General features: G+C 73.3%; 19 protein-coding genes. 17 read left to right on the top strand and 2 right to left on the bottom strand.

Features of this window, described 5'->3' with window-relative positions; genetic code table 11:
* Nucleotides 1–21 precede the first annotated feature (21 nt).
* The 9 genes from CRP29_RS04440 to CRP29_RS04400 all read left to right on the top strand — a co-directional run bounded on the left by CRP29_RS04440 (nt 22) and on the right by CRP29_RS04400 (nt 9,797).
* Nucleotides 22–366 carry a YbaB/EbfC family nucleoid-associated protein gene (locus tag CRP29_RS04440; protein WP_097193780.1) on the top strand — a complete coding sequence of 115 codons (345 nt, stop codon included), beginning with the start codon at nt 22–24 and terminating at the stop codon, nt 364–366.
* Between the two features lie 37 nt (nt 367–403).
* Nucleotides 404–1,003: a recombination mediator RecR gene (gene recR, locus CRP29_RS04435; RefSeq protein ID WP_097193779.1), complete on the top strand. Its 600-nt coding sequence runs from the start codon at nt 404–406 to the stop codon at nt 1,001–1,003.
* Nucleotides 1,004–1,319: 316 nt separating this feature from the next.
* Nucleotides 1,320–2,411: a methionine ABC transporter ATP-binding protein gene (locus CRP29_RS04430; protein ID WP_097193778.1), complete on the top strand. Its 1,092-nt coding sequence runs from the start codon at nt 1,320–1,322 to the stop codon at nt 2,409–2,411.
* The gene (locus CRP29_RS04425) at nt 2,408–3,067 is read left to right on the top strand and encodes a methionine ABC transporter permease (RefSeq protein ID WP_097193777.1); all 660 of its coding nucleotides are present in this window, start codon (nt 2,408–2,410) and stop codon (nt 3,065–3,067) included. The genes CRP29_RS04430 and CRP29_RS04425 overlap by 4 nt, the downstream gene beginning before the upstream one ends.
* A gap of 42 nt (nt 3,068–3,109) precedes the next feature.
* Complete coding sequence (locus CRP29_RS04420) at nt 3,110–3,931, top strand: MetQ/NlpA family ABC transporter substrate-binding protein (RefSeq protein WP_097193776.1); 822 nt, start codon at nt 3,110–3,112, stop codon at nt 3,929–3,931.
* Between the two features lie 291 nt (nt 3,932–4,222).
* Nucleotides 4,223–5,839, top strand: coding sequence for an ABC transporter substrate-binding protein (locus CRP29_RS04415; protein WP_245852425.1), 1,617 nt, complete (start codon nt 4,223–4,225; stop codon nt 5,837–5,839).
* 103 nt (nt 5,840–5,942) lie between these two features.
* Nucleotides 5,943–7,043, top strand: coding sequence for an ABC transporter permease (locus CRP29_RS04410; RefSeq protein ID WP_097193774.1), 1,101 nt, complete (start codon nt 5,943–5,945; stop codon nt 7,041–7,043).
* Nucleotide 7,044: 1 nt separating this feature from the next.
* Nucleotides 7,045–8,106, top strand: coding sequence for an ABC transporter permease (locus CRP29_RS04405; protein WP_097193773.1), 1,062 nt, complete (start codon nt 7,045–7,047; stop codon nt 8,104–8,106).
* Nucleotides 8,103–9,797 carry an ABC transporter ATP-binding protein gene (locus CRP29_RS04400; protein WP_097193772.1) on the top strand — a complete coding sequence of 565 codons (1,695 nt, stop codon included), beginning with the start codon at nt 8,103–8,105 and terminating at the stop codon, nt 9,795–9,797. Before CRP29_RS04405 ends, CRP29_RS04400 begins: the two co-directional genes overlap by 4 nt.
* Nucleotides 9,798–9,873: 76 nt before the next feature.
* On the opposite strand, the gene CRP29_RS04395 is transcribed toward CRP29_RS04400, so the two are convergent.
* Complete coding sequence (locus CRP29_RS04395; protein WP_101541077.1) at nt 9,874–10,248, bottom strand: Rieske (2Fe-2S) protein; 375 nt, start codon at nt 10,246–10,248, stop codon at nt 9,874–9,876.
* 113 nt (nt 10,249–10,361) lie between these two features.
* Here CRP29_RS04395 and CRP29_RS04390 point away from each other — a divergent pair, with 113 nt between their 5' ends.
* Together CRP29_RS04390 and CRP29_RS04385 are read left to right on the top strand one after the other, a co-directional pair.
* A complete protein-coding gene (locus CRP29_RS04390; RefSeq protein ID WP_097193771.1) occupies nt 10,362–12,344 on the top strand; it encodes a TPM domain-containing protein in 1,983 nt (660 codons plus the stop codon).
* Between the two features lie 78 nt (nt 12,345–12,422).
* Nucleotides 12,423–13,181, top strand: coding sequence for a VOC family protein (locus CRP29_RS04385; protein ID WP_097193770.1), 759 nt, complete (start codon nt 12,423–12,425; stop codon nt 13,179–13,181).
* Nucleotides 13,182–13,253: 72 nt separating this feature from the next.
* On the opposite strand, the gene CRP29_RS04380 is transcribed toward CRP29_RS04385, so the two are convergent.
* Complete coding sequence (locus tag CRP29_RS04380) at nt 13,254–14,255, bottom strand: pirin family protein (protein WP_097193769.1); 1,002 nt, start codon at nt 14,253–14,255, stop codon at nt 13,254–13,256.
* A 115-nt stretch (nt 14,256–14,370) separates the two neighbouring features.
* Here CRP29_RS04380 and CRP29_RS04375 point away from each other — a divergent pair, with 115 nt between their 5' ends.
* From CRP29_RS04375 to CRP29_RS04350, 6 genes are all read left to right on the top strand, one after another.
* Nucleotides 14,371–15,387 (top strand): methylenetetrahydrofolate reductase C-terminal domain-containing protein, encoded by a 1,017-nt coding sequence (locus CRP29_RS04375; protein ID WP_245852422.1) that lies wholly within the window; start codon nt 14,371–14,373, stop codon nt 15,385–15,387.
* On the top strand, nt 15,384–16,148 hold the full coding sequence (locus CRP29_RS04370; protein WP_245852421.1) for a class I SAM-dependent methyltransferase: 765 nt from the start codon (nt 15,384–15,386) through the stop codon (nt 16,146–16,148). The genes CRP29_RS04375 and CRP29_RS04370 overlap by 4 nt, the downstream gene beginning before the upstream one ends.
* A gap of 138 nt (nt 16,149–16,286) precedes the next feature.
* Nucleotides 16,287–17,915: a circularly permuted type 2 ATP-grasp protein gene (locus CRP29_RS04365; RefSeq protein ID WP_097193768.1), complete on the top strand. Its 1,629-nt coding sequence runs from the start codon at nt 16,287–16,289 to the stop codon at nt 17,913–17,915.
* The gene (locus CRP29_RS04360) at nt 17,909–18,859 is read left to right on the top strand and encodes an alpha-E domain-containing protein (protein ID WP_097193767.1); all 951 of its coding nucleotides are present in this window, start codon (nt 17,909–17,911) and stop codon (nt 18,857–18,859) included. The genes CRP29_RS04365 and CRP29_RS04360 overlap by 7 nt, the downstream gene beginning before the upstream one ends.
* Nucleotides 18,856–19,755, top strand: a complete 900-nt coding sequence (locus CRP29_RS04355) for a transglutaminase family protein (protein WP_097193766.1) — start codon at nt 18,856–18,858, stop codon at nt 19,753–19,755. Before CRP29_RS04360 ends, CRP29_RS04355 begins: the two co-directional genes overlap by 4 nt.
* A 103-nt stretch (nt 19,756–19,858) precedes the next feature.
* Nucleotides 19,859–21,763 (top strand): clostripain-related cysteine peptidase, encoded by a 1,905-nt coding sequence (locus CRP29_RS04350; RefSeq protein WP_097193765.1) that lies wholly within the window; start codon nt 19,859–19,861, stop codon nt 21,761–21,763.
* Nucleotides 21,764–21,810 lie beyond the last annotated feature (47 nt).

Here is a 21,810-nt window from a genome sequence, read left to right as displayed (position 1 = left end):
TCCGCGGCCTACTCTCGAACCATGAACCCCTCCGGCATGCCCGACCTGTCGCAGCTCATGCAGCAGGCGCAGCAGATGCAGCAGCAGCTCGTCGCCGCGCAGGAGGAGCTCGCCGGGCGCGAGGTCACCGGCACCGCCGGCGGCGGGCTGGTCTCGGCGACCATGACCGGCGCCGGCGAGCTGACCGCGCTCACCATCGCCCCGGCCGCGGTCGACCCCGACGACCTGGAGACGCTCCAGGACCTCGTCGTCGCCGCCGTCCGCGATGCCAAGCGTGCCGTCGACGAGCTGGCGGCCGACACCATGGGCCCGCTGGCCGGCGGGCTCGGTGGCCCTGGCGGCGGCCTGGGCCTGCCCGGCTTCTGACCGGCGCCTCTCCACACCCCAGAGATCGAGGAACACCGTGTACGAGGGCGCCGTCCAGGACCTCATCGACGAGCTCGGCCGCCTCCCCGGCGTCGGGCCCAAGAGCGCGCAGCGGATCGCCTTCCACCTGCTCGCGTCGGAATCCGCAGACGTCGGCCGGCTCGTGGCCGCGCTCAACCGGGTGCAGGCCGAGGTCCGCTTCTGCGTGACCTGCTACAACGTCGCCGAGGCCGAGCAGTGCCGGATCTGCCGCGACCCGCGCCGCTCCGAGGACGTCATCTGCGTCGTCGAGGAGCCCAAGGACGTCGTCGCGATCGAGCGGACCCGCGAGTTCCGCGGCCGCTACCACGTGCTCGGCGGCGCGATCAGCCCGATCGACGGCGTGGGCCCCGACGACCTGCGGGTCAAGGAGCTCATGACCCGGCTCATGAACAGCGGCATCACCGAGCTCATCATCGCCACCGACCCGAACCTCGAGGGCGAGGCGACCGCCGCCTACCTGGCCCGGCTGGTCGGCCCGATGGGGCTGACCGTGAGCCGGCTGGCCAGCGGCCTGCCCGTCGGCGGTGACCTGGAGTACGCCGACGAGGTCACGCTGGGGCGCGCGTTCGAGGGCCGCCGCACCATCACCGCCTGAGAGCGGATCCCGGCGTCCGCGACGGACTTCCTGCACCGGAAGTCCCGGACTTCCTGCACCGGAAGTCCGGGGGGTGGGGGGAGGGGCGCCGAACTGGTTGAGCGTTCTCTCACATCCGGTCGCGGTCCGTGGCCGGAACGCCCGCGGCGGGGGATGATCGACCGATGGTGGGCGGGGGTGTGCTGACGCGTCGGCGCGCCATCGACCTCATGCGCACGGCCAGCCGGCTCTAGCTCCGGACTGTTCGCGCCCGCCGGGGGTACCCCGGCCCGGCGCCCGTCCCGTGCCGTACCACCGAGCTCCCGCCGAGGCCCCCGTGATCGAACTGACCGACGTCCGCAAGGTCTTCCCCGCCCGCCGCGGGGCGGCCGAGGTGACCGCAGTCGACGGCGTCTCGCTGTCGGTCGCCGCGGGGGAGTTCGCCGGCGTCGTCGGCCCCAGCGGCTCGGGCAAGAGCACCCTCGCCCGCCTGGTGAACCTGCTCGAACGGCCGACCTCGGGCCGGGTCGTCGTCGACGGCCAGGTGCTCACCGACCTCGACGACGACGGCGTCCGGAAGGCCCGGCGCACCGTCGGCATGGTGTTCCAGCACTTCAACCTGCTGGACTCCCGCACCGCCGCCGGCAACGTCGAGCACCCGCTGGAGCTCGCCGGCATGGGCCGGGCCGAGCGCCGCGCCCGCGTCGCCGACCTGCTGGACCTGGTGGGGCTGGCCGACCGGCACGGCTCCCGCCCGGGCCAGCTCTCCGGCGGCCAGAAGCAGCGCGTGGCCATCGCCCGAGCCCTGGCCGCCCGCCCGAAGGTGCTGCTCTGCGACGAGGCGACCAGCGCGCTCGACCCGGCGAGCACCGCCGGGGTGCTCGACCTGCTGCGTCAGGTCCGCGCCGAGCTGGGCCTGACCGTGCTGCTCATCACCCACGAGATGGCCGTGGTCCGCGCGGTCTGCGACAGCGCCGTGCTGCTCGACCGCGGGAAGGTGGTCGACGGCGGCCCGCTCGCCGAGGTGCTCACCCGACCGCACTCGCCCCTGGCCGCCCAGCTGCTGCCCGCGCCCGCGGTCACCGACACCCGCGGAGACCTCGTGCGGATCACCGTCACCGAGTCCGCGCCGGAGGGCCGGGTGCTGCGTACCCTCGCCGGCGAGCTGGGGCTCGACGTCGAGATCGTCGGCGGCTCGGTGGAGACCGTGGCCGGCCGGCGCTTCGGCCGTCTACTGCTGGCCGTGACCGGCGACGACGGCCGGCTGGACCCGGCGCTGCAGCGGCTCCGGGACGGCGGCTCGCTGGTCGAGCGGGCGCTGCCCGGCGACGAGCCGGTGCCGGTCGACCTGACCGAACCGGAGCCCGACCCCGCGGGGCAGGCGCCCGCCTTCGCCCGCCTCCTCGACTCCCCGGACGTGCAGCGGTGAACGACTGGTCCCGGATCGCTCCGCAGCTGGCCGAGGCCACCTGGGACACCCTCTACATGGTCGGCGTCTCCACGGTGCTCACCGTGCTGATCGGGGTGCCGCTCGGCGTGCTGCTCACCATCACCGCACCCGGCGCGCTCTCCCCCCGGCCGGTGTTCAACCGGGCGCTCGGCCTGGTCGTCAACCTGGGCCGGTCGCTGCCGTTCATCATCCTGCTGGTGCTGGTCGCACCGGTGACCCGCGGCCTCGTCGGCACCACGATCGGCTCGACGGCGACGATCGTCCCGCTCACCATCGGCGCCGTCCCGTTCCTCGCCCGGCTGGTGGAGACCAGCCTGCGCGAGGTGAGCCACGGCAAGGTCGAGGCGACCTTGTCCATGGGCGCGCGCCGGCGGGACGTCGTCCGCACGGTGCTGCTGCCGGAGGCGCTGCCGTCGCTGGTCGCCGGCGTCACCGTCACCGTCGTGGCGCTGATCAGCTACTCCGCGATGGCCGGGGCCATCGGCGGCGGGGGGCTGGGCGACTTCGCCATCCGCTACGGCTACCAGCAGTTCCGCACCGACATCACCCTGACGACCGTCGTCCTGCTGCTGGTGCTCGTGCAGCTCCTGCAGTGGGCCGGCGACCGCTGGGCCCGCCGGCTCGCGCACGTCTGACCTCCCGTACCCCGCACCGCCCACGTCGCAAGGAGATCCACCATGAACCGCCCCCGTAGGTCCGCCCTGGCCGCCGTCGCGACCGCCGCGCTGCTCGGCATGTCCGCGTGCGGGGGTGACGCCGAGCTCTCCGGGGCCGACGAGCCGCTGCGCGTCGGGGCCTCCCCGGTGCCGCACGCGGAGATCCTGCGGTTCATCGACGAGGAGCTGGCCGAGGACGCCGGCCTCGACCTCGACGTCGTCGAGTTCACCGACTACGTGCAGCCGAACGTCGCTCTCGACGACGGCTCGCTGGACGCGAACTTCTTCCAGACCGTGCCCTACCTGGAGGAGCAGGAGGCCAACGCCGGCTACGACTTCACCGCCCTGGAGCCGGTGCACATCGAGCCGCTGGGCCTCTACTCCGCGACGCTGACCGACGTCGCCGACCTCCCCGACGGCGCGACGGTGGCGATCCCGAACGACCCGACCAACGCCGCCCGCGCGCTGCGCCTGCTCGAGAGCAACGACCTGCTCACGCTGGCCGACACCGGGGACAAGGCGCCGACGGCCCTGGACATCGACGAGAACCCGAAGAACCTGGAGATCCAGGAGGTCGAGGCCGCGCAGCTGCCCCGCTCGCTGGTCGACGTCGACGCCGCGGTGATCAACGGCAACTACGCGATCGACGCCGACCTCTCGCCGGCCGAGGACGCGCTGGTGCTCGAGGAGGCCGAGGGCAACCCGAACGCCAACCTGCTCGTCGTCCGCAGTGGTGACGAGGACGACGAGCGCATCCAGCAGCTCGAGGAGCTGCTGCACTCCGACGAGGTCCGCCAGTTCATCGAGGACACCTACGAGGGCGCGGTCCTGCCCGCGTTCTGACCCCCGCCACCCAGGCATGGGAAGCGATGCACCTGTTCTGCGGCTCGGAACGGGTGCATCGCTTCCCATGCCTGCGATCGGCGGACGACGTCCGCGTGCCCGGGCCTCCTGCTGCAGTCACGACGTCATAACGGTGTCGGAGCAAGATTCCTTGCGGCGGGAACCGCGTGTTACACCTACTTCATCCACTGTCCTGTGGTGGGCCGCGGTGTCGCCTGTGCGCGCATCCCGGACCGCATTTCGACGAAGACGAGGTATCGGATGATCTCCGGATCGAGCAGCCGTCGGCGCATGGTCGCCACGGCGGGCGTCGCTGTGACGGCTCTCCTGCTGAGCGCGTGCGGCGGCGACGACGGTGACAACGGCGGCTCCGAGGGCGGCAGCAGCAGCGGCGGTGCCCTGACCATCGGCACGACCGACAAGATCACCTTCCTCGACCCGGCCGGTTCCTACGACAACGGCTCGTTCGCGGTCATGAACCAGATCTACCCGTTCCTGCTGAACACCCCGTACGGCAGCCCGGACGTCGAGCCCGACATCGCCGAGTCGGCCGAGTTCACCTCGCCGACCCAGTACACGGTCACCCTGAAGCCGGGCCTGAAGTGGGCCAACGGCAACGACCTGACCAGCTCCGACGTCAAGTTCACGTTCGACCGCCAGCTGGCGATCGCGGACGAGAACGGCCCGTCCTCGCTGCTCTACAACCTCGACAGCGTCGAGACGCCGGACGACACCACGGTCGTGTTCAACCTGAAGACCGAGAACGACCAGGTCTTCCCGCAGATCCTCTCCAGCCCGGCGGGCCCGATCGTGGACGAGGACGTCTTCTCGGCCGACGCGATCACCCCGGACCAGGAGATCGTCGACGGCGAGGCCTTCCACGGCCAGTACGTCATCACGAACTACGACCAGAACAACCTGATCTCCTACGAGGCCTACCCGGACTACGAGGGTGTGCTGGGCGAGGCGAAGACCGAGCAGGTCAACGTCAAGTACTACGCCGAGGCCTCGAATCTGAAGCTGGACATCCAGCAGGGCAACATCGACGTCGCGTGGCGCAGCCTGACCGCGACCGACATCGAGGACCTGCGCGGCAACGACGAGGTCAAGGTCGTCGACGGCCCCGGCGGCGAGATCCGCTACATCACGTTCAACTTCAACACCCAGCCGTTCGGCGCCACGACGCCCGAGGCCGACCCGCTCAAGGCTGCCGCCGTCCGTCAGGCGGCTGCCGACCTGATCGACCGCGAGGAGATCGCGGAGCAGGTCTACAAGGGCACCTACACCCCGCTGTACTCCCACGTCCCCGAGGGCCTGACCGGTGCGGTCGAGCCCCTGCTGGAGAAGTACGGCGACGGCGAGGGCGGCCCCGACGCCACGGCCGCGAAGGCCCGCCTCGAGGCGGCCGGCGTGACCACCCCGGTCGAGCTGAACCTGCAGTACTCGAACGACCACTACGGCCCGTCCTCGGCCGACGAGTACGCGCTGATCAAGGACCAGCTCGAGGCGGACGGCCTGTTCACGGTCAACCTGCAGACCACCGAGTGGACCCAGTACTCGGAGCAGCGCACCGCGGACGCCTACCCGGCCTACCAGCTCGGCTGGTTCCCGGACTACTCGGACGCGGACAACTACCTGACGCCGTTCTTCCTGCTGGAGAACTTCCTCAGCAACCACTACGAGAACCAGCAGGTCAACGACATGATCCTGGCGCAGGCGAGCACCGCTGACGCCACCGAGCGCCAGGGCATGATCGAGCAGATCCAGGACCTCGTCGCGGACGACCTGTCCACGCTGCCCTACCTGCAGGGTGCTCAGGTCGCCGTCGTCGGCTCCGACGTCGAGGGCGCGGAGGACACGCTCGACGCGTCCTTCAAGTTCCGCTACGGAGCCCTCAGCAAGGGCTGATCCCACCAGCTGGGAGACTGTAGGCACCACGGCCCCGGGTGACCCGCCGCGAGCGGATCACCCGGGGTCTGCCGTGTGAGGGCCCGATGAACGAGTGGGAGAGATGACCACCACCACGACCGAGCCGACCGGGGGAGGCGGGGCTCCCGACGCCACACCCACGGCGGCTCGTCAGCGCCGCAGCGGCGGGCTGGGCAGCTACCTGCTCGTCCGCTTCCTGCTGATCTTCCCGACGATCTTCATCCTGGTGACGACCGTCTTCGTCCTCATGCGGCTCACCGGTGACCCGATCACCGCCGCGCAGGGCGGCCGGCTCCCGGCCGAGGAGCTCGCCCGGCGGATCGCCGAGGCCGGCTACGACCGGCCGATCCTCGTGCAGTACTGGGAGTACCTGGGCCAGCTCGTCCAGGGTGACTTCGGGACGGCGATCAGCGACGGCCGCGAGATCAGCGACATGCTGACCTCCTTCGGCGCCGCCACCCTGGAGCTGGCGTTCTACGCGCTGATCGTGGCCTTCGCCGTCGGCATCCCGCTGGGCCGGCTCGCCGCCTACCTGCGCGACCGCTGGCCCGACGCCGTCCTCCGCGTGTTCGCGATCCTCTGCTACGCCACCCCGGTCTTCTTCGCGGGCCTGCTGCTCAAGCTGGTCTTCGCGGTGAACCTCGGCTGGCTGCCCGTCGCCGGGCGGGCCTCCACCGGTGCGGAGATCCAGCTGCAGCAGCAGGACAGCAGCACCGGCATCTACCTGATCGACGCGCTGAAGCTCGGCGACGGCGACGTGATCCAGGACGTGCTGGAGCACGCCGTCCTCCCGGCCGTCGCGCTCGGCCTGCTCACCGCCGGGGTCTTCCTGCGGCTGGTGCGCACCAACGTCATCGGCACCCTCGGCAGCGGCTACGTCGAGGCCGCCCGCTCCCGCGGGGTCAGCGAGCGGCGGCTGCTGCGCAAGCACGCCTACCGGCCCGCGCTCATCCCGATCGTCACGGTCATCGGCCTGCAGATCGCGCTGCTGCTCGGCGGCGCGGTGCTCACCGAGACGACGTTCGAGTGGAAGGGCCTGGGCTTCCAGCTGGTCGAGTACCTGCAGGCCCGCGACTTCGTCGCCGTCCAGGGCATCGTCGTCCTGGCCGCCGTCATCGTGGCGCTGGTCAACTTCGTCGTCGACGTCATCGCCGCGCTCATCGACCCCCGGGTGAGGTACTGAGATGGCCACCTCCACGACCGCCGTCGACGCTCCCGCCGACGTCCCGGCTCCCGGTCGCCGGCCGCGCGGCTGGCGCGGCCTGCCGGTGATCCGGCAGCTGCGGCAGAGCGTCGGCCTGCAGCGCGGCATGCTCGTCGCCGGCCTGGTCCTGACCGGGATCTTCCTGGTGACGGCGATCTTCGCGCCGCTGCTGGCGCCCTTCGAGTACAGCCAGCTCCGCGACCCCTCCGGTGCCTTCGGTGCCCAGCAGGCGCCGTCGTCGGACCACTGGCTCGGGACCACCGTCGGCGGCTACGACGTGCTGTCCCGCGTCATCTGGGGCACGCGGACGGCGCTGTACGTCATCGTCGCGGCCGTCCTGATGTCGATCGTGATCGGCGTGCTGCTCGGCCTGGTCGCCGGCTACTTCGGCGGCTGGCTCGACCGCGTCCTCGTGGTGGTCGCGGACGCGATCTACGCCTTCCCGTCGCTGCTGCTGGCGATCGTCGTGGGCATCGTGCTCAACGGCGGTGAATCCAGCCTGCGGGGCGGCATCATGGCCGCGGCGCTGTCGATCACTGTCATCTTCGTGCCGCAGTACCTGCGGGTGGTCCGCGCCGAGACGGTGCGGATCAAGGCCGAGGCCTACGTCGAGTCCGCCCGCGTCATCGGCGCCTCGCACTGGCGGATCATGTCGCGGCACGTCTTCCGCAACGCCACGCGCACGCTGCCGCTGATCCTCACGCTGAACGCCTCCGAGGCGATCCTGACGCTGGCCGGCCTGGGCTTCCTCGGCTTCGGCATCGAGCCCACCGCAGCCGCGGAGTGGGGCTACGACCTGCAGAAGTCGCTGTCCGACGTCACCAGCGGCATCTGGTGGACCTCGCTGTTCCCCGGCCTGGCCATCGTGCTCGTCGTCCTCGGGCTGACCCTGGTGGGCGAGAGCCTCAACGACCTGGCCGACCCGCGGCTGCGCACCCGGCGGCGGGGCCCGGTCACGCCGGCCGACGTCGGCGAGACCTCCGTGGTGCCCGGCAGCCCGTCGGCGGACACCGCCTACCTGGACGGAAAGGGGCCCGCGTGACCACCGCACCCGCCCGCGACGTCGTCGAGATCGAGAACCTGTCGGTCACCTTCGCCACCGACGCCGGGGACGTCGACGCCGTCCGCGACGTGTCCCTGACCGTCGGGGCCGGCGAGGTGCTGGCGATCGTCGGGGAGAGCGGCAGCGGGAAGACCGTCACCGCCCGCAGCATCCTCGGGCTGCTGCCCGAGACGGCGCTGACCCGCGGCGCCATCCTGCTGACCAGCAAGGACGGCTCGGAGACCCACGACGTCGTCACGCTCTCCCGCCGCGGCCTCGGCGAGGTGCGCGGCCGGGACGCCGCGATGGTGTTCCAGGAGCCCTCGACCGCGCTGAACCCGGTGTTCCCGGTCGGCTGGCAGATCGCCGAGGGGCTGCGCGCCCACGGCGACTACAGCAAGAAGGAGGCGCGGGCCAAGGCGATCGACGTCATGCGCCGGGTGGGCATCCCGGACCCCGAGGAGCGCGTCGACCACTACCCGCACCAGTTCTCCGGCGGGCAGAAGCAGCGCATCGTCATCGCCCAGGCGCTGGCGCTGGATCCCGGCGTGATCATCGCCGACGAGCCCACCACGGCCCTGGACGTCACCGTGCAGGCCGAGATCCTGGACCTGCTGCGCCGCTGCCGCGACGAGTTCGGCACCGCGATCGTGCTGATCACGCACAACATGGGCGTCGTCGCCGACCTCGCCGACCGGGTCGCGGTCATGTACCAGGGCCGGATCGTCGAGCAGGCCGACGTCCGCACGCTGTTCTCCGCGCCGGTGGACGAGTACACCCGCCAGCTGCTCGGCTCGGTGCCGCGCCTCGGCGAGGGGCGGGCCCGCACGGCCGACCGGGCCGGCGCCCGGGCCCCCGGCTGGCAGGAGGCGACGCCGGTGGTGGAGGCCCGCGACCTGCGGATCGTCTACCCCGGCCGGCTGCGCCGGCCCGACTTCGTCGCCGTCGACGGCGTCAGCTTCGCGATCCGCCCCGGCGAGGTGCTCGGGCTGGTCGGCGAGAGCGGCAGCGGCAAGACGACGATCGGCCGGGCCATCGCCGGGCTGACCAAGGTCACCGGCGGCTCGCTCACCGTGCACGGCGCCGAGATGAACGGCATGAAGGAGCGGGCGTTCCGGCCGCTGCGCGAGCGGATCGGGTTCGTCTTCCAGGACCCGGCGTCCAGCTTCAACCCGCTGCTCACCATCGCCGACGCCGTCGCCGAGCCGCTGGTCGTGCACAAGCGGGCGAAGAACCCGCAGGAGGCCCGCGGCCGGGTGGACGAGCTGCTCGAGGCGGTGCAGCTGCCGAAGAGCTTCGGCGACCGCTTCCCGCACGAGCTCTCCGGCGGGCAGCGGCAGCGGGCCAGCCTCGCCCGCGCGCTGGCTCTGGATCCCGAGCTGCTGATCGCCGACGAGCCCACGTCGGCGCTGGACGTGTCGGTGCAGAAGCGGGTGCTCGAGCTGTTCGACGAGCTGCAGCGCGAGCTGGGCTTCGCCTGCCTGTTCATCAGCCACGACCTCGCCGTCGTCGACCTGCTGGCCGACCGCATCGCGGTGCTCTACAAGGGCGAGCTGGTCGAGGAGGGCACCGGTGAGCAGGTGCTCGGGGCGCCGCAGCACCCCTACACGCAGCGCCTGCTGGCCTCGCTGCCCGTGCCGGACCCCGACGAGCAGGCGCTCCGCCGCGCCGAGTGGGACCGCCTCCGCTGACCCCGTTCACTCAGGCATGGGAAGCGATGCACCTGTTTCGAGCGCGAGAACGGGTGTATCGCTTCCCATGCCTGGGTCACTCCAGGACGACGTCGTCGCCGTCGCGGCGAGCCCGGCGCACGCGCAACCGGGCCACCGAGCCGATCAGCCGGATCAGCTGCGTGTAGCCGGGCGTCGGGCCGTGGTAGCCGAGGAAGCCGCGCGGGCCCTCGACCATCTCGCCGGTGCGCACGTCGTAGCGGCTCCGGTGCCAGGGGCAGACCAGGCAGCCGTCGGCGTCCACCGTGCCCTCGGAGAGGTCGGCGAGCTGGTGGCGGCAGCGGCGGGAGACCGCGAAGAAGCGGTCCTCGCCGTCCGGGCCGGGGCCGCGGTTGCCCACGGCCCAGTCGCCCGATCGGCGGACGGCGCCCGGGGGCAGCTCGGCGGCGGGGATCCGGTCGTCGTCCGGCACGGGGGCTCCTCGGTGGTCGGGATGTCCGGCGCCCCTACCCACAGGGCGACCGCCGGACCCCTCTCCCCGTCGGTACTGTCGATCACCCGTACCGAATCGCTCAGGAGGTAGCCGTGCGCCGGCTGTTCGTGGTCCTGGGCGCATCCGCCCTGCTCTCCCTCGCCGCGGCTCCCGCCCTGGCCGAGGAGCCCTTCCGGCTGGACGACCAGATCGTCGACGAGGCGGGCGTGCTGAGCGGCGAGTCGGAGATCGAGTCCGCCCTGGACGAGCTGCAGTCCGCGGACGGCACCCAGCTGTTCGTCGTCTTCGTGGACTCGTTCGACGGCGTGGACTCCGACGACTGGATGCTGGAGGTCGGCGAGCTCTCCGGGCTCGGCGGTGGCGACGCGATGCTGGCCGTGGGTGTCGACGACGGCATCTACGACTTCGTGCTCCCCAACGGCACCGAGCTCACCCCGGACGAGGTCGACCGGCTCGCGGGGCAGTCGGTGGAGCCGGAGTTCGGCGACGGGAACTGGGAGGCCGGCGTCGTCGCGTTCGCCGACATCCTGCGCACCGGCGAGGCCCCGGGCGAGGGCGGTTCCGGCGGCGGGGACGCGCTGCTCCTGCTGGGCGGCATCGCCGTCCTCGGCGGTGGCGGATACCTGGTCATGCGCAACCGCCGGAAGAAGCAGCGCGCGGCGCTGCCCCCGGTGGCGCGGATCGAGAAGGTCGACCCGTTCGAGGGCGAGACGACGGAGAAGCTGCAGTTCCGGGCGAGCAGCGCGCTGCTGGAGCTGGACGAGGCGATGAAGACCTCGCAGCTGGACCTCGACTACGCCCGCTCGCAGTACGGCGACCAGGCGGTGGCCGGCTTCGACAAGGCGCTGGCCGCCTCGCGCGACGAGCTCTCCCGCGCGTTCACGCTGCGCCAGCAGCTGGACGACGACGTGCCGGAGGACGAGCCGACGACCCGCCAGATGCTCGGCGAGATGCTGGCGCTGACGAAGGCCGCCGCGGCCCGGCTGGACGAGCAGGCCACGGCGTTCGCCCAGCTGCGCGACCTCGAGCACACCGCGCCGCAGGTGCTGGACGCGCTCGCGCCGCGGATCGCCGAGCTGCACGCCCGCATCCCGCAGGAGGAGCAGCGGCTGGCCCAGCTGCAGCAGCGGTTCGCGGCCTCGGCGGTCGCCCCGGTCGCCGACAACGTGACCGAGGCCCGCGCGCGGCTGGCCGCGGCCGAGCAGGAGGTGCAGGAGGCGCGGACCGCGCTGGCCTCGCCCGAGCCCGGCACCGCCGTGGGCGACATCCGCGCGGCCGAGGACGCGGTGGCGCAGACCGCGACGCTGCTCGACGCCGTCGGCCGGCTGGGGGACGACCTGGCGGCGGCCGGCGGCCGGGTCGCCGCGGTGCGGGCCGAGACCGAGAAGGACCTCGCGGAGGCGCGGGCGCTGACGGCGTCGGGTGACCGGAGCGGCCTGCGCCCGCAGATCTCCCGTGCGGAGGCGGCGCTGACCACCGCCGACGGCCTGCTCGGCGGCGAGCGGCCGGACCCGCTGGGCGCGCTGCGGCAGCTCGAGGAGGCCGACATCGCCCTGGAGCAGGCGCTCGCCGTGGCCCGCGACCAGCAGACCCAGGTGCGCCGGGCAGCGGCCGCCCTGGACCAGGCGGTGATGACCGCACGGTCGGAGATCGCCTCGGCTCGCGACTTCATCGCCACCCGCCGGGGTGCGGTGGGCGCCGAGGCGCGCACCCGCCTGGCCGAGGCGCAGCGGCACCTCGACGCCGCGACGGACCGGGGCCGCGACGAGCCGGTGGCGGCGCTGCAGGAGGCCCACCAGGCCACCTCGCTGGCGCGGTCGGCGCTGGAGCGGGCGCAGGACGACGTGCAGGGCTGGGGTGGCGGCTACGGCGGCGGCCCGGGCGGCTTCGGGGGCGGCTACCGCGGCGGGTACCGCCGCGGCGGCGTCGACCTCGGCAGCCTGGTGCTCGGCGGGATCCTCGCCGGCGGGCTCGGCGGCGGCGGTGGCGGCTTCGGTGGGGGAGGCGGCTTCGGCGGCGGCGGCGGCGGTGGTGGCGGCTTCGGCGGCGGCGGGTCGGGCGGCGGCCGCTTCTGATCTGACGGCGGCGGGGCCGCATCCTGTCGGACCCCGGTGGCATCGTGACCTCCCTCACATCCGAGGAGGAGGAACGAGATGTCCACTCGAGACACCGCCTGGCCCGCCGGCAGCCCGTGCTGGATCGACTACGGCGCCGCGGACGTCGACGGCGCGAAGGCTTTCTACGGCGAGCTGCTGGGCTGGACCTGGTCCGGTGGCGACCCGGAGTACGGCGGCTACCTGAATGCGGCGAAGGACGGCCGGCAGGTGGCGGGCCTCGGCCCGCTGATGACCGAGGGTGACCCGCCCTCGTGGACGACGTACTTCGCCACGGACGACGCCGCGGCCACGGCGCAGCGCATCCGCGCGGCCGGCGGCACCGTCGTCGTGGAGCCGATGGAGATCGGGCCCGTGGGCACGATGGTCATCGCCCTCGACCCGCAGGGGAACGCCTTCGGGCTGTGGCAGGCCGGGGAGCACACCGGCGTCCAGCGGTTCAACGAGCCGGGCTCGCTGGTCTGGAACGAAGCGGCCGTCGAGGACCGCGCCGGTGCCCAGGACTTCTACACCGCGGTCTTCGGGTTCGAGTGGGACCCGATGGAGGGCATGGACTACGCCACCTTCCGGACCGGGGACCGGCCGCTGGGTGGCCTGGGTGCGGTCCAGCCGGGGCTCCCGAAGGGGTGGTCGGTGTGCTTCGCGGTCGCCTCGGCCGACGGCGCCGTCTCCGCGGTCGAGGCCGGCGGCGGCAAGGTGCTGCACCCGGCGGAGGACAGCCAGTTCGGCCGGTTCGCGGTGCTCGAGGACCGCTGGGGCGCCGCGTTCTCGGTCATGCAGGGCGCTCCCGAGGAGTGAGTGCCGTGCGGCCTCGCCCCGTCCGGGCCCGCGGGTCCGGAGGGGGCGAGGGCGACCGGTGCCGGTGGTCGGCTACCGGGACTCGCCGTGCACGGCACCGTGCGGCAGCCGGTCGCGGCGCCCGTACGCGGCCGGGATGGAGCCCAGTCGGCCCTTCTGGAAGTCCTCGAAGGCGTCGAGGACCTCCTGCCGGGAGTTCATGACGAAGGGGCCGGCCATGGCGATGGGCTCGCGGATGGGCGCGCCCCCGAGGACGACGACGTCCAGCGCCGGGGTGCGCGACTCCTGGGCCACCGCGCCGGTGATCGACACGGTGTCCCCGGGGCCGAGCACGGCGAGCTGGCCGGTGCGCACCGGCGCCCCGTCGATCCCGACGGAGCCCGCGCCGGAGAGCACGTACACCAGCGCGTTGAAGTCCGGCCGCCACGGCAGGTCCAGCCGCGCGCCCGGTGCCACCGTGGCGTGCACCATCGCCATCGGCGTGTAGGTCGAGCCGGGGCCGGTGTGCCCCGCGACGTCCCCGGCGATGACGCGGAGCAGCGCCCCGGCATCCGCGCTGGCCAGCAGGACGGACTCCTGCGCCCGGAGGTCCTGGTACCGCGGCTCCACCCACTTCTGCGCGCGCGGCAGGTTCACCCACAGCTGCAGGCCGTGGAACAGCCCGCCGCTCAGGACCAGCTGCTCCGGCGGGCGCTCGATGTGCAGGACGCCGCCGCCCGCGGTCATCCACTGGGTGTCCCCGTCGGTGATCGGGCCGCCACCGCCGTGGGAGTCGGCGTGCTCGAACGTGCCGTCGATGATGTAGGTGACGGTCTCGAACCCGCGGTGCGGGTGCCAGGAGGTGCCCTTCGGCTCCCCGGGGGCGTACTCGACCTCGCCCATCTGGTCCATGTGGATGAACGGGTCCAGGTCACGGAGGTCGACCCCGGCGAACGCGCGGCGCACCGGGAAGCCCTCGCCCTCGAACCCGGACGGCGCCGTGGTGACCGAGCGGGTCCGGCGGCGGACGGTGCGCGGCTCGGGCAGCGGGATCCGCGGCAGGGTGGTGGTGTCCTCGACGGTCACGGCAGGCATGCCGGCCTCCTCGGTTGAGTGTTCAACTAGTGCCACCGTAACCGCGGGCGGGCGAACTGTCTTCCCACGGAGCGCGCCTGGTTTCGGCTGCTCCCGGACGGGACACCGTCCGACGGTGCCGGACCTGCTGCCTCCCCGGCTCGGTTGCCCGAAGCGCATGGTCTTCGGCCCGTGCGGCGGGGTCCGCCCCGACGCGCGCTGCGAGGTGGCCGAGCACGCGTGCGTCTTCCTCGACGGTCCCCTCCCGGCCTGGCCGGAGCCGCCCGTCGCCGCGGCCGGGACCAGCCGACTGCTGACCGCGGCGGCCACCGGTCCCGTCGTCCTCACCGACCTCACGACGGCGCCCTTCGACGCCGATTCGGTCCGCCGCGTCGTGGAGGTGCTCGCACCGGTCTCGGACGCGCTGCTCGCCGGTGAGCACGCCAATCGGCCGGACTTCCCGCCGACGATGCTGGCCGCCCTTGTGCACGACGCCGGCGGCCGGCTCTGGACGACGCTCGCGTGCCGGGACCGCAACCGGGTGGTGCTCGAGCAGGAGCTCGCCGGGCTGTCCGCGCTGGGCGTGGACGGCGTCCTCTGCGTGACCGGCGACGCCCGCGGTCCGAGTGTCGCGGCGGCCGCGACCCAGGTGTTCGACCTCGACGGTCCGCGGCTGGCCGCGCTCGCCGCGGGGATGGGGCTGCCGGTCGCCGTGCCCGAGTCGCCCGAGGCGCCGCCGGTGGCCGCCCGGCCCGCCCGCGTCGCGGAGAAGCAGCGGGCCGGCGCGCAGCTCTGCGTGCTCAACCACGCGAGCAGTCCGGCGCGGGTCGCCGGGTTCGTCGCCGCCGCCCGGGCGGCCGGCGCGACGCTGCCGTTCGTCGCCGGGGTCGCCGTCTACACCGACGAGCGCTCGGCGCGGGTGCTGCAGCGCTTCCCCGGGCTGCACCTGGACGACGACCGGGTCGAGCAGGTGCTGGCCTCGGCCGACCCCCGGGCGGCCGGCATCGCCGCGGCCGTCGAGGAGGCGCGGGCGCTGCTCGCCGTCGACGGCGTGGTCGGGGTGAACCTCTCCGGGATGGGCTCGGGGCGGGGCGAGGACGACGGCGCGCGGGTCAAGGCCGCCGTCGCGACGGAACTGAGAGGACGTGCATGAGCGAGCTCGCGAGCGAGGCGATGGAGGCGGAGTTCGACACCGTCGCCGGCTGGACCGAGGAGGCCGTGCGCGCGCTCGGGCCGGACCACGCCGTCCCGGCCGGGTGCCGGGGCAGCGGCAGCGAGGGCGCGCTGCGCTGGCTGGCCGACCGGCTGGAGCTCCGCCCGGGCAGCCGCGTGCTCGACGCGGGCGCCGGTGTGGGCGGGCCCGCGGCCTGGCTGGCCGCCGAGCGGGGCATCCGGCCGGTCTGCGCGGAGCCGATGGTCGCGGCGGTACGGGCCTCCCGGCGGCTGTTCGGCCTGCGCTCGGTGGTCGCGATGGGTCAGCAGCTGCCGTTGGCCGACGCCTCCTTCGACGCCGCGGTCTGCCTCGGCGTCCTGGACACCACCCCGGACAAGGCCGGCGCGCTCGCCGAGCTGCGCCGGGTGCTCACCCACGGAGCCCGGCTGGGCCTGCTGGTCTTCGTCGCCGACGGCCCGCTCCCCTCGGCGGCGCCGGAGGGCAACGAGTTCCCGTCGGAGGCGGAGACGCGCGACCTGCTCGCGGCCGCCGGCTTCGAGGTCGCCGGGTCGGCCGAGGCCGACCTCTCCGACAGTCCGCCCGAGTGGACCCGGGCCGCGGACGCCGTCGACGCCGAGGTGGCCCGGCGGCACGGCGAGGACCCGGCGTTCCGGCAGGCGGAGGAGAACTCCGGCCGGGTCGGCCGGCTGCTCTCCGACGGCGCGCTGCGCCCCTGGCTCGCCGTCGCCACCGCCTGCTGACCCCGAGGCGATCCAGATCGGCGATCCGGGTGCATCCCGGGCGCTGATGGCCCCACATCGCCGATGTGGGTGGGCGCGCCGGTTCCGTACTCACGCGCCGAAACGCGCGGGACACATCCCCGAACTAGGTTCGCAGCCATGGCGGACCTCTTCGACGGCTACCTCCTGGGGCAGCAGTGGGACGAGATGTTCGGCGCCGTCGGCAGTCCCCGGCCGGCGTACGCCGGGCTCTTCTCCTCGCTGCAGCCGATCGACGGCGAGGAGCTGGCCGCCCGGGCCGACCTGCTCAGCCAGACCTACCGCGACGCGGGCGTGACCTTCGCCCACGCCGGCGAGGAGCAGCCGTTCCCGCTCGACATCGTGCCGCGGGTCATCGGCGCCGACGAGTGGGACGTCATCGAGCGCGGCGTCGCCCAGCGGGTGCTGGCGCTGGAGGCCTTCCTCGCCGACGTCTACGGCGCCGGCCAGGTCTTCGCCGACCGGGTGGTGCCGCGCAGCGTGGTCACGACCAGCGCGCACTTCCACCGCCAGGCGCACGGGCTGGTCCCGCCCAACGGCGTCCGCGTGCACGTCAGCGGCATCGACCTGGTCCGTGACGAGGCCGGCGACTTCCGGGTGCTCGAGGACAACCTGCGCTCGCCGTCGGGCGTGAGCTACGTCATCACGAACCGGGCGGCGATGAGCCAGGTGCTGCCCGAGCTGTTCGCCGACCACCGGATCCAGCCGGTCGACGACTACCCGACCCGGTTGCTGGCCGCGCTGAAGGCGAGCGCGCCCTCGAACGTCGCCGACCCGACGGTCGTCGTCCTCACGCCGGGCGTCTACAACTCCGCCTACTTCGAGCACGCGCTGCTGGCCCGGCAGATGGGCGTCGAGCTGGTCGAGGGCCGCGACCTGGTCTGCGCCGGCAACCAGGTGAGCATGCGGACGACGGACGGCCAGCGCCGCGTCGACGTGATCTACCGCCGGATCGACGACGAGTTCCTCGACCCGGTGCACTTCCGGCCTGACTCGGTGATCGGCTGCGCCGGCGTCCTCAACGCCGCGCGCGCGGGCCGGGTGACGATCGCCAACGCGGTCGGCAACGGCGTCGCCGACGACAAGCTGCTGTTCACCTGGGTGCCCGACCTCGTCCGGTACTACCTGGGGGAGGAGCCGGTGCTGCAGAACGCCGAGACCTACCGCCTCGACGACCGCGACACCGTCGAGTGGGTGCTGGAGTCGCTGGACCAGCTGGTGCTCAAGCCGGTCGACGGCTCCGGAGGCAAGGGCATCGTCATCGGCCCGCGCGCCGACCAGAAGACGCTCGAGGAGCTGGCGGTCAAGGTGCGGGCCACCCCGCGGGACTGGATCGCCCAGAAGCCGATCGGCCTGTCCACCTGCCCGACGCTGGTGGGCGGCCGGATCGCGCCGCGGCACGTGGACCTGCGGCCGTTCGCGGTCAACGACGGCGGCAAGGTGTGGGTGCTGCCCGGGGGGCTGACCCGCGTCGCGCTGCCGGAGGGAGAGCTGGTCGTCAACTCCAGCCAGGGCGGCGGGTCGAAGGACACCTGGGTGCTCAGCCGCCCGCGGCCGCTCGGGGGCGCCGACGACGCGGACCCGGCGCGCGACCTCACGACGATCGAGTTCACCGCCGCCGACCTGCCCGAGGACCCTCCGACGCAGGATCCGGGCCCGCCCAACGACAACGCGCTGGCCCAGTCCCAGCAGCAGCAGCAAGGGGCAGAGATGGCCATCTCCGCCCTCGGGGAGGGGGCGCCGTGCTGAGCCGGATCGCCGAGTCGCTGTTCTGGATCGGGCGGTACGTGGAGCGGGCCGACGACACCGCCCGGATCCTCGACGTGCACACCCAGCGGCTGGTCGAGGACCCGTGGATCGACGAGCGGCGGGCCTGCGCCAACCTGCTCGCGCTCATGGGCACGCCGGTGTCGGAGCAGGAGGCCGACACCGAGCGGGTGCTGGCGGCCCTGGCCTTCGACCGGTCCAGCCCGAGCTCGATCGTGGGCGCGCTCTCGGCCGCCCGCGAGAACGCCCGCGGCGCCCGCGAGGTGCTCAGCGCCGAGATCTGGGAGTCGCTGAACGTCACGCACAACGCGCTCCCGCAGCAGCGCACGATGGCCCGCCGGTACGGCCCGCACTCGCTGTTCCGCTTCGTCCGCGAGCGCTCGGCGATGGTCTTCGGCCTCGCCGACGCCACGATGAGCCGCGACGAGAGCTGGCTGTTCCTCATCCTGGGCCGCTCGCTGGAGCGCGTGGACATGACCTCGCGGATGCTCTCCACCCGCGTGCTGGCCGGGGACGCGGCGCCGTCCTGGACCCTGGTGCTGCGCTCCACCGGCGCGTACGAGCCCTATCTGCGCACCTACCGCGGCGTCGTCGACTCCAGCCGGGCCGCGGAGTTCCTGCTGCTCGACCGGCTGTTCCCGCGCTCGGTGTTCGCCTCCCTCGAGCAGGCCGAGGCGTGCCTGGCCGAGCTGGAGCGGGCGACCGTCCGCGACGCCACGCGGATCGGCGTGGCCGGGGAGGCGCACCGCATCGTCGGCCGGGCACGCACGATGCTGGAGTTCATGAGCACCCCCGACCTGCTCGCGCAGCTGCCCGCGCGGCTCGAGGAGCTGCAGCGCACCTGCTCCGCGGCGAGCGCCGCGGTCACCCATCGCTTCTTCACCGAGCAGGCCCCGCAGGTGTGGGTGCCGGAGGAGGCAGGGTGACCCAGACCCAGACCCAGACCCAGACCCAGACGCCCGCGGCGCGCACGCCCGGTTCGCGCTGGCGGCTGCAGATCGTGCACCGCACGCGCTTCTCCTACAGCGGGCCGGTCCGCTCCTCCTACAACGAGGCGCGGCTGACGCCGGAGAACAGCCCGCGGCAGACGACGCTGCGGTCCCGCGTCGAGATCGAGCCTGCGGCGACCGCCTACGCCTACCGCGACTACTGGGGCTCGACGGTCACCGCTTTCGACCTGCACACACCGCACGCCGAGCTGGTGGTCACCGGCACCTCGACCGTCGAGGCCGGCCCCGACCTGGCTGCGCACGACCGGCTGGGCTGGTCGGCGCTGGCCGGCCGGGAGGTGCGCGAGCAGTTCGGCGAGCTCCTCGGCCCCACGGCGCTCACGGCCATCGACGACGACGTCGTCGCCGCGGCGCGGGAGGCCGTCGGCGACGCGATCCCGCACGACGCCGGCCCGCTGGTGTGCGCCTTCGTGCACGACCACATGGAGTACCTGTCCGGCTCCACGAACGTGAAGACCAACGCCATGCAGGCCTGGACCCGGGGCCTGGGCGTGTGCCAGGACATCACGCACGTCGCCGTGGGCATCCTGCGCGCGCTGGGGCTGCCGGCCCGCTACGTCTCCGGCTACCTGCACCCGCGGCCCGACGGCGAGATCGGCGACACGGTCACCGGCGAGAGCCACGCCTGGGTCGAGTGGTGGGACGGCGGCTGGAACGGCTTCGACCCCACGAACTCGGTGCCGATCGGCAACCGGCACGTCACCCTCGGCCGCGGCCGGGACTACGGCGACGTCCCGCCGTTCAAGGGGCTGTTCTCGGGCCCGAGCAGCGAGGGGCACGCGGTCACGGTGGAGGTCACCCGCCTGGCGTGACCCGCGACACTCCGGGCCCGGTGGAGCCACTACAGCGGCGTGACCTGCCAGGATGCCGCGGGTGCCCCGGCCGGTCAGGCGTGGGCGGAGTGGATGAGGGTCCATGCGTCGTCGTCGGTGGTCGGTCCTGGGTGCAGCCGCATGCGTGCTGGTGGCGGCGGGGTGCACGAGCGGGTCCGAGGAGGCCGGCGGTGAGCCCGCGGCCGACGGCGAGGGCTGGACGGTGCTCGTCTACTCGATCGCCGACACCGACCTCGAGCCCTACCTGCTCGCCGACCTCGCCGAGTTCGCCGAGGTCGGGTCGCAGGAGTTCCTGCAGGTCGCCGCCATGGTCGACCGGGCGGCGGACTACAGCAGCGATCCCCTGCTCGACCTCGAGGACTGGGTGGGCGCCAAGTACGTCTCCATCGGCCAGGGCAGCGCCGAGGAGCTCGACGACCTCGGGGACGTCGACACCGGCGACCCGGCGCAGCTGGCCGAGTTCGTCGCCCAGGGCATCGCCGACCACCCCGCCGAGCACTACGCGCTGGTCATCAGCGACCACGGCGCCTCGTGGCCCGGCGTCGGCGGGGACGAGGGCTCGGACTACAGCAGCCTGACCCTGGACGAGATCCGCGGCGGCATCGCCGACGGCCTGGAGGAGGCCGGGCTCGACAAGCTGGACCTGCTCGGCTTCGACGCCTGCCTGATGGCCACCTACGAGACGGCCAGCACGATGGCGCCGCTGGCCGACCGGATGATCGCCAGCCAGGAGCTCGAGCCCGGGCACGGCTGGGACTACCGCGCCTTCCAGGTGGCGGCCGACGACCCGGACGTCGACGTCGACACGCTGGGCACCGCGATCGTCGACGGGTTCGCCGCCCAGGCCGAGGCCGAGGGCACCGGCGCGGACATCACGCTGTCGATGATCGACCTGAACCGGATGGCCGCCGTCGACGACGCCCTGACCGAGTTCAGCGAGGCCCTCAGCGAGCGGGCCGCCGACGTCGCGCCCGTCGTCGGCCGGGAGCGCGCCGACGTGCTCTCCTTCGGCCGCGACCCCGACCCGGAGGTCGACACCCACATGGCCGATCTCGGCCTGCTGGCCGCGGAGATCGGCGTGGAGGCCCTGGACGTCTCCGATCAGGCCGACGCGCTGATCCGGGCCCTCGGCGACGCCGTCACCTACGAGGTGGCCGGCCCGGCGGCGCTGGGCGCCAGCGGGCTGTCGATCTACTTCCCGCCGACCGAGGAACTGCTCAACGCCGACTACGCCTCGGTGGAGAGCGCCGAGGCCTGGGGCGGGTTCCTGGCCAGCTACTTCGAGGCGGGCTCGGCGATCCCCGCCGACCAGCAGCCGGTCTTCGCCGGCGACGGCAGCGCGCAGGTGTTCTTCGACGAGGACGGGCTGAACTTCTTCGCCAGCTTCGAGGCCGCCGCGGCCGACAACGTCGTGTGGTCCTCGATCAGCTACGGCGAGCTGGGGGAGGACGGTTCGACCACGTTCTTCGGCGAAGAGGAGGCCGAGGTCGCCGAGGACGGCTCCGGTGACGTGCTGGGCATCTTCGACCTCACGGTCATGACGATCAGCGACGGCCTCGACACCTCCTACGCCTACCTCACCCTGGCCTACGACGACGAGGCCGAGATCGCGACGATCGACGTCCCGCTGGCCTACTACGAGCCGGGCGAGGACGAGGAGTACCGGGACGTCACGCTCACCATCACGTTCGACCCGGAGTCCGGGGACGTGCTGAACGAGACCTACTACGGCTACACGGAGGCAGGCACCTACGGCGAGCTGACCGCCGACCCGGAGGGGATCATCGTGCCGAAGCTGCTGGTGGTCGCCGCCGACGGCACGCAGTCCTGGGAACCGGCCAGCGACGTCGGCCTGTACGCCGACCTGCCGAACCTGCAGTACGACTTCGAGACGCTGGCGAGCGGCACCCCGCTGCTCGCCCAGCTGACCGTCACCGACTTCGGTGGCAACAGCGACTCGGTGACCGCGGAGGTGCTGGTTCCCTGAGTCCGGTCCCCTGACCGAGCCCGCCGCGCGCGCACGGGGATACTGGT

The sequence above is a fragment of the Blastococcus aggregatus genome, assembly GCF_900221005.1.
GTDB classification, from domain to species: Bacteria; Actinomycetota; Actinomycetes; order Mycobacteriales; family Geodermatophilaceae; genus Blastococcus; species Blastococcus aggregatus.
The sequence above is the reverse complement of the archived record's forward strand: the minus strand, read 5'-3'. Positions and strand labels throughout refer to the sequence as shown.

What these genes read in the sequence shown, in the direction of transcription:
- CRP29_RS04440 (WP_097193780.1), top strand. Translation starts at nt 22, where the DNA reads ATGAACCCCTCCGGCATGCCCGACCTGTCGCAGCTCATGCAGCAGGCG.
- CRP29_RS04370 (WP_245852421.1), top strand. Translation starts at nt 15,384, where the DNA reads ATGAGCGAGCTCGCGAGCGAGGCGATGGAGGCGGAGTTCGACACCGTC.
- CRP29_RS04405 (WP_097193773.1), top strand. Translation starts at nt 7,045, where the DNA reads ATGGCCACCTCCACGACCGCCGTCGACGCTCCCGCCGACGTCCCGGCT.
- CRP29_RS04385 (WP_097193770.1), top strand. Translation starts at nt 12,423, where the DNA reads ATGTCCACTCGAGACACCGCCTGGCCCGCCGGCAGCCCGTGCTGGATC.
- CRP29_RS04415 (WP_245852425.1), top strand. Translation starts at nt 4,223, where the DNA reads ATGGTCGCCACGGCGGGCGTCGCTGTGACGGCTCTCCTGCTGAGCGCG.
- CRP29_RS04410 (WP_097193774.1), top strand. Translation starts at nt 5,943, where the DNA reads ATGACCACCACCACGACCGAGCCGACCGGGGGAGGCGGGGCTCCCGAC.
- CRP29_RS04350 (WP_097193765.1), top strand. Translation starts at nt 19,859, where the DNA reads ATGCGTCGTCGTCGGTGGTCGGTCCTGGGTGCAGCCGCATGCGTGCTG.
- CRP29_RS04420 (WP_097193776.1), top strand. Translation starts at nt 3,110, where the DNA reads ATGAACCGCCCCCGTAGGTCCGCCCTGGCCGCCGTCGCGACCGCCGCG.
- CRP29_RS04365 (WP_097193768.1), top strand. Translation starts at nt 16,287, where the DNA reads ATGGCGGACCTCTTCGACGGCTACCTCCTGGGGCAGCAGTGGGACGAG.
- CRP29_RS04380 (WP_097193769.1), bottom strand. Translation starts at nt 14,255, where the DNA reads ATGCCTGCCGTGACCGTCGAGGACACCACCACCCTGCCGCGGATCCCG.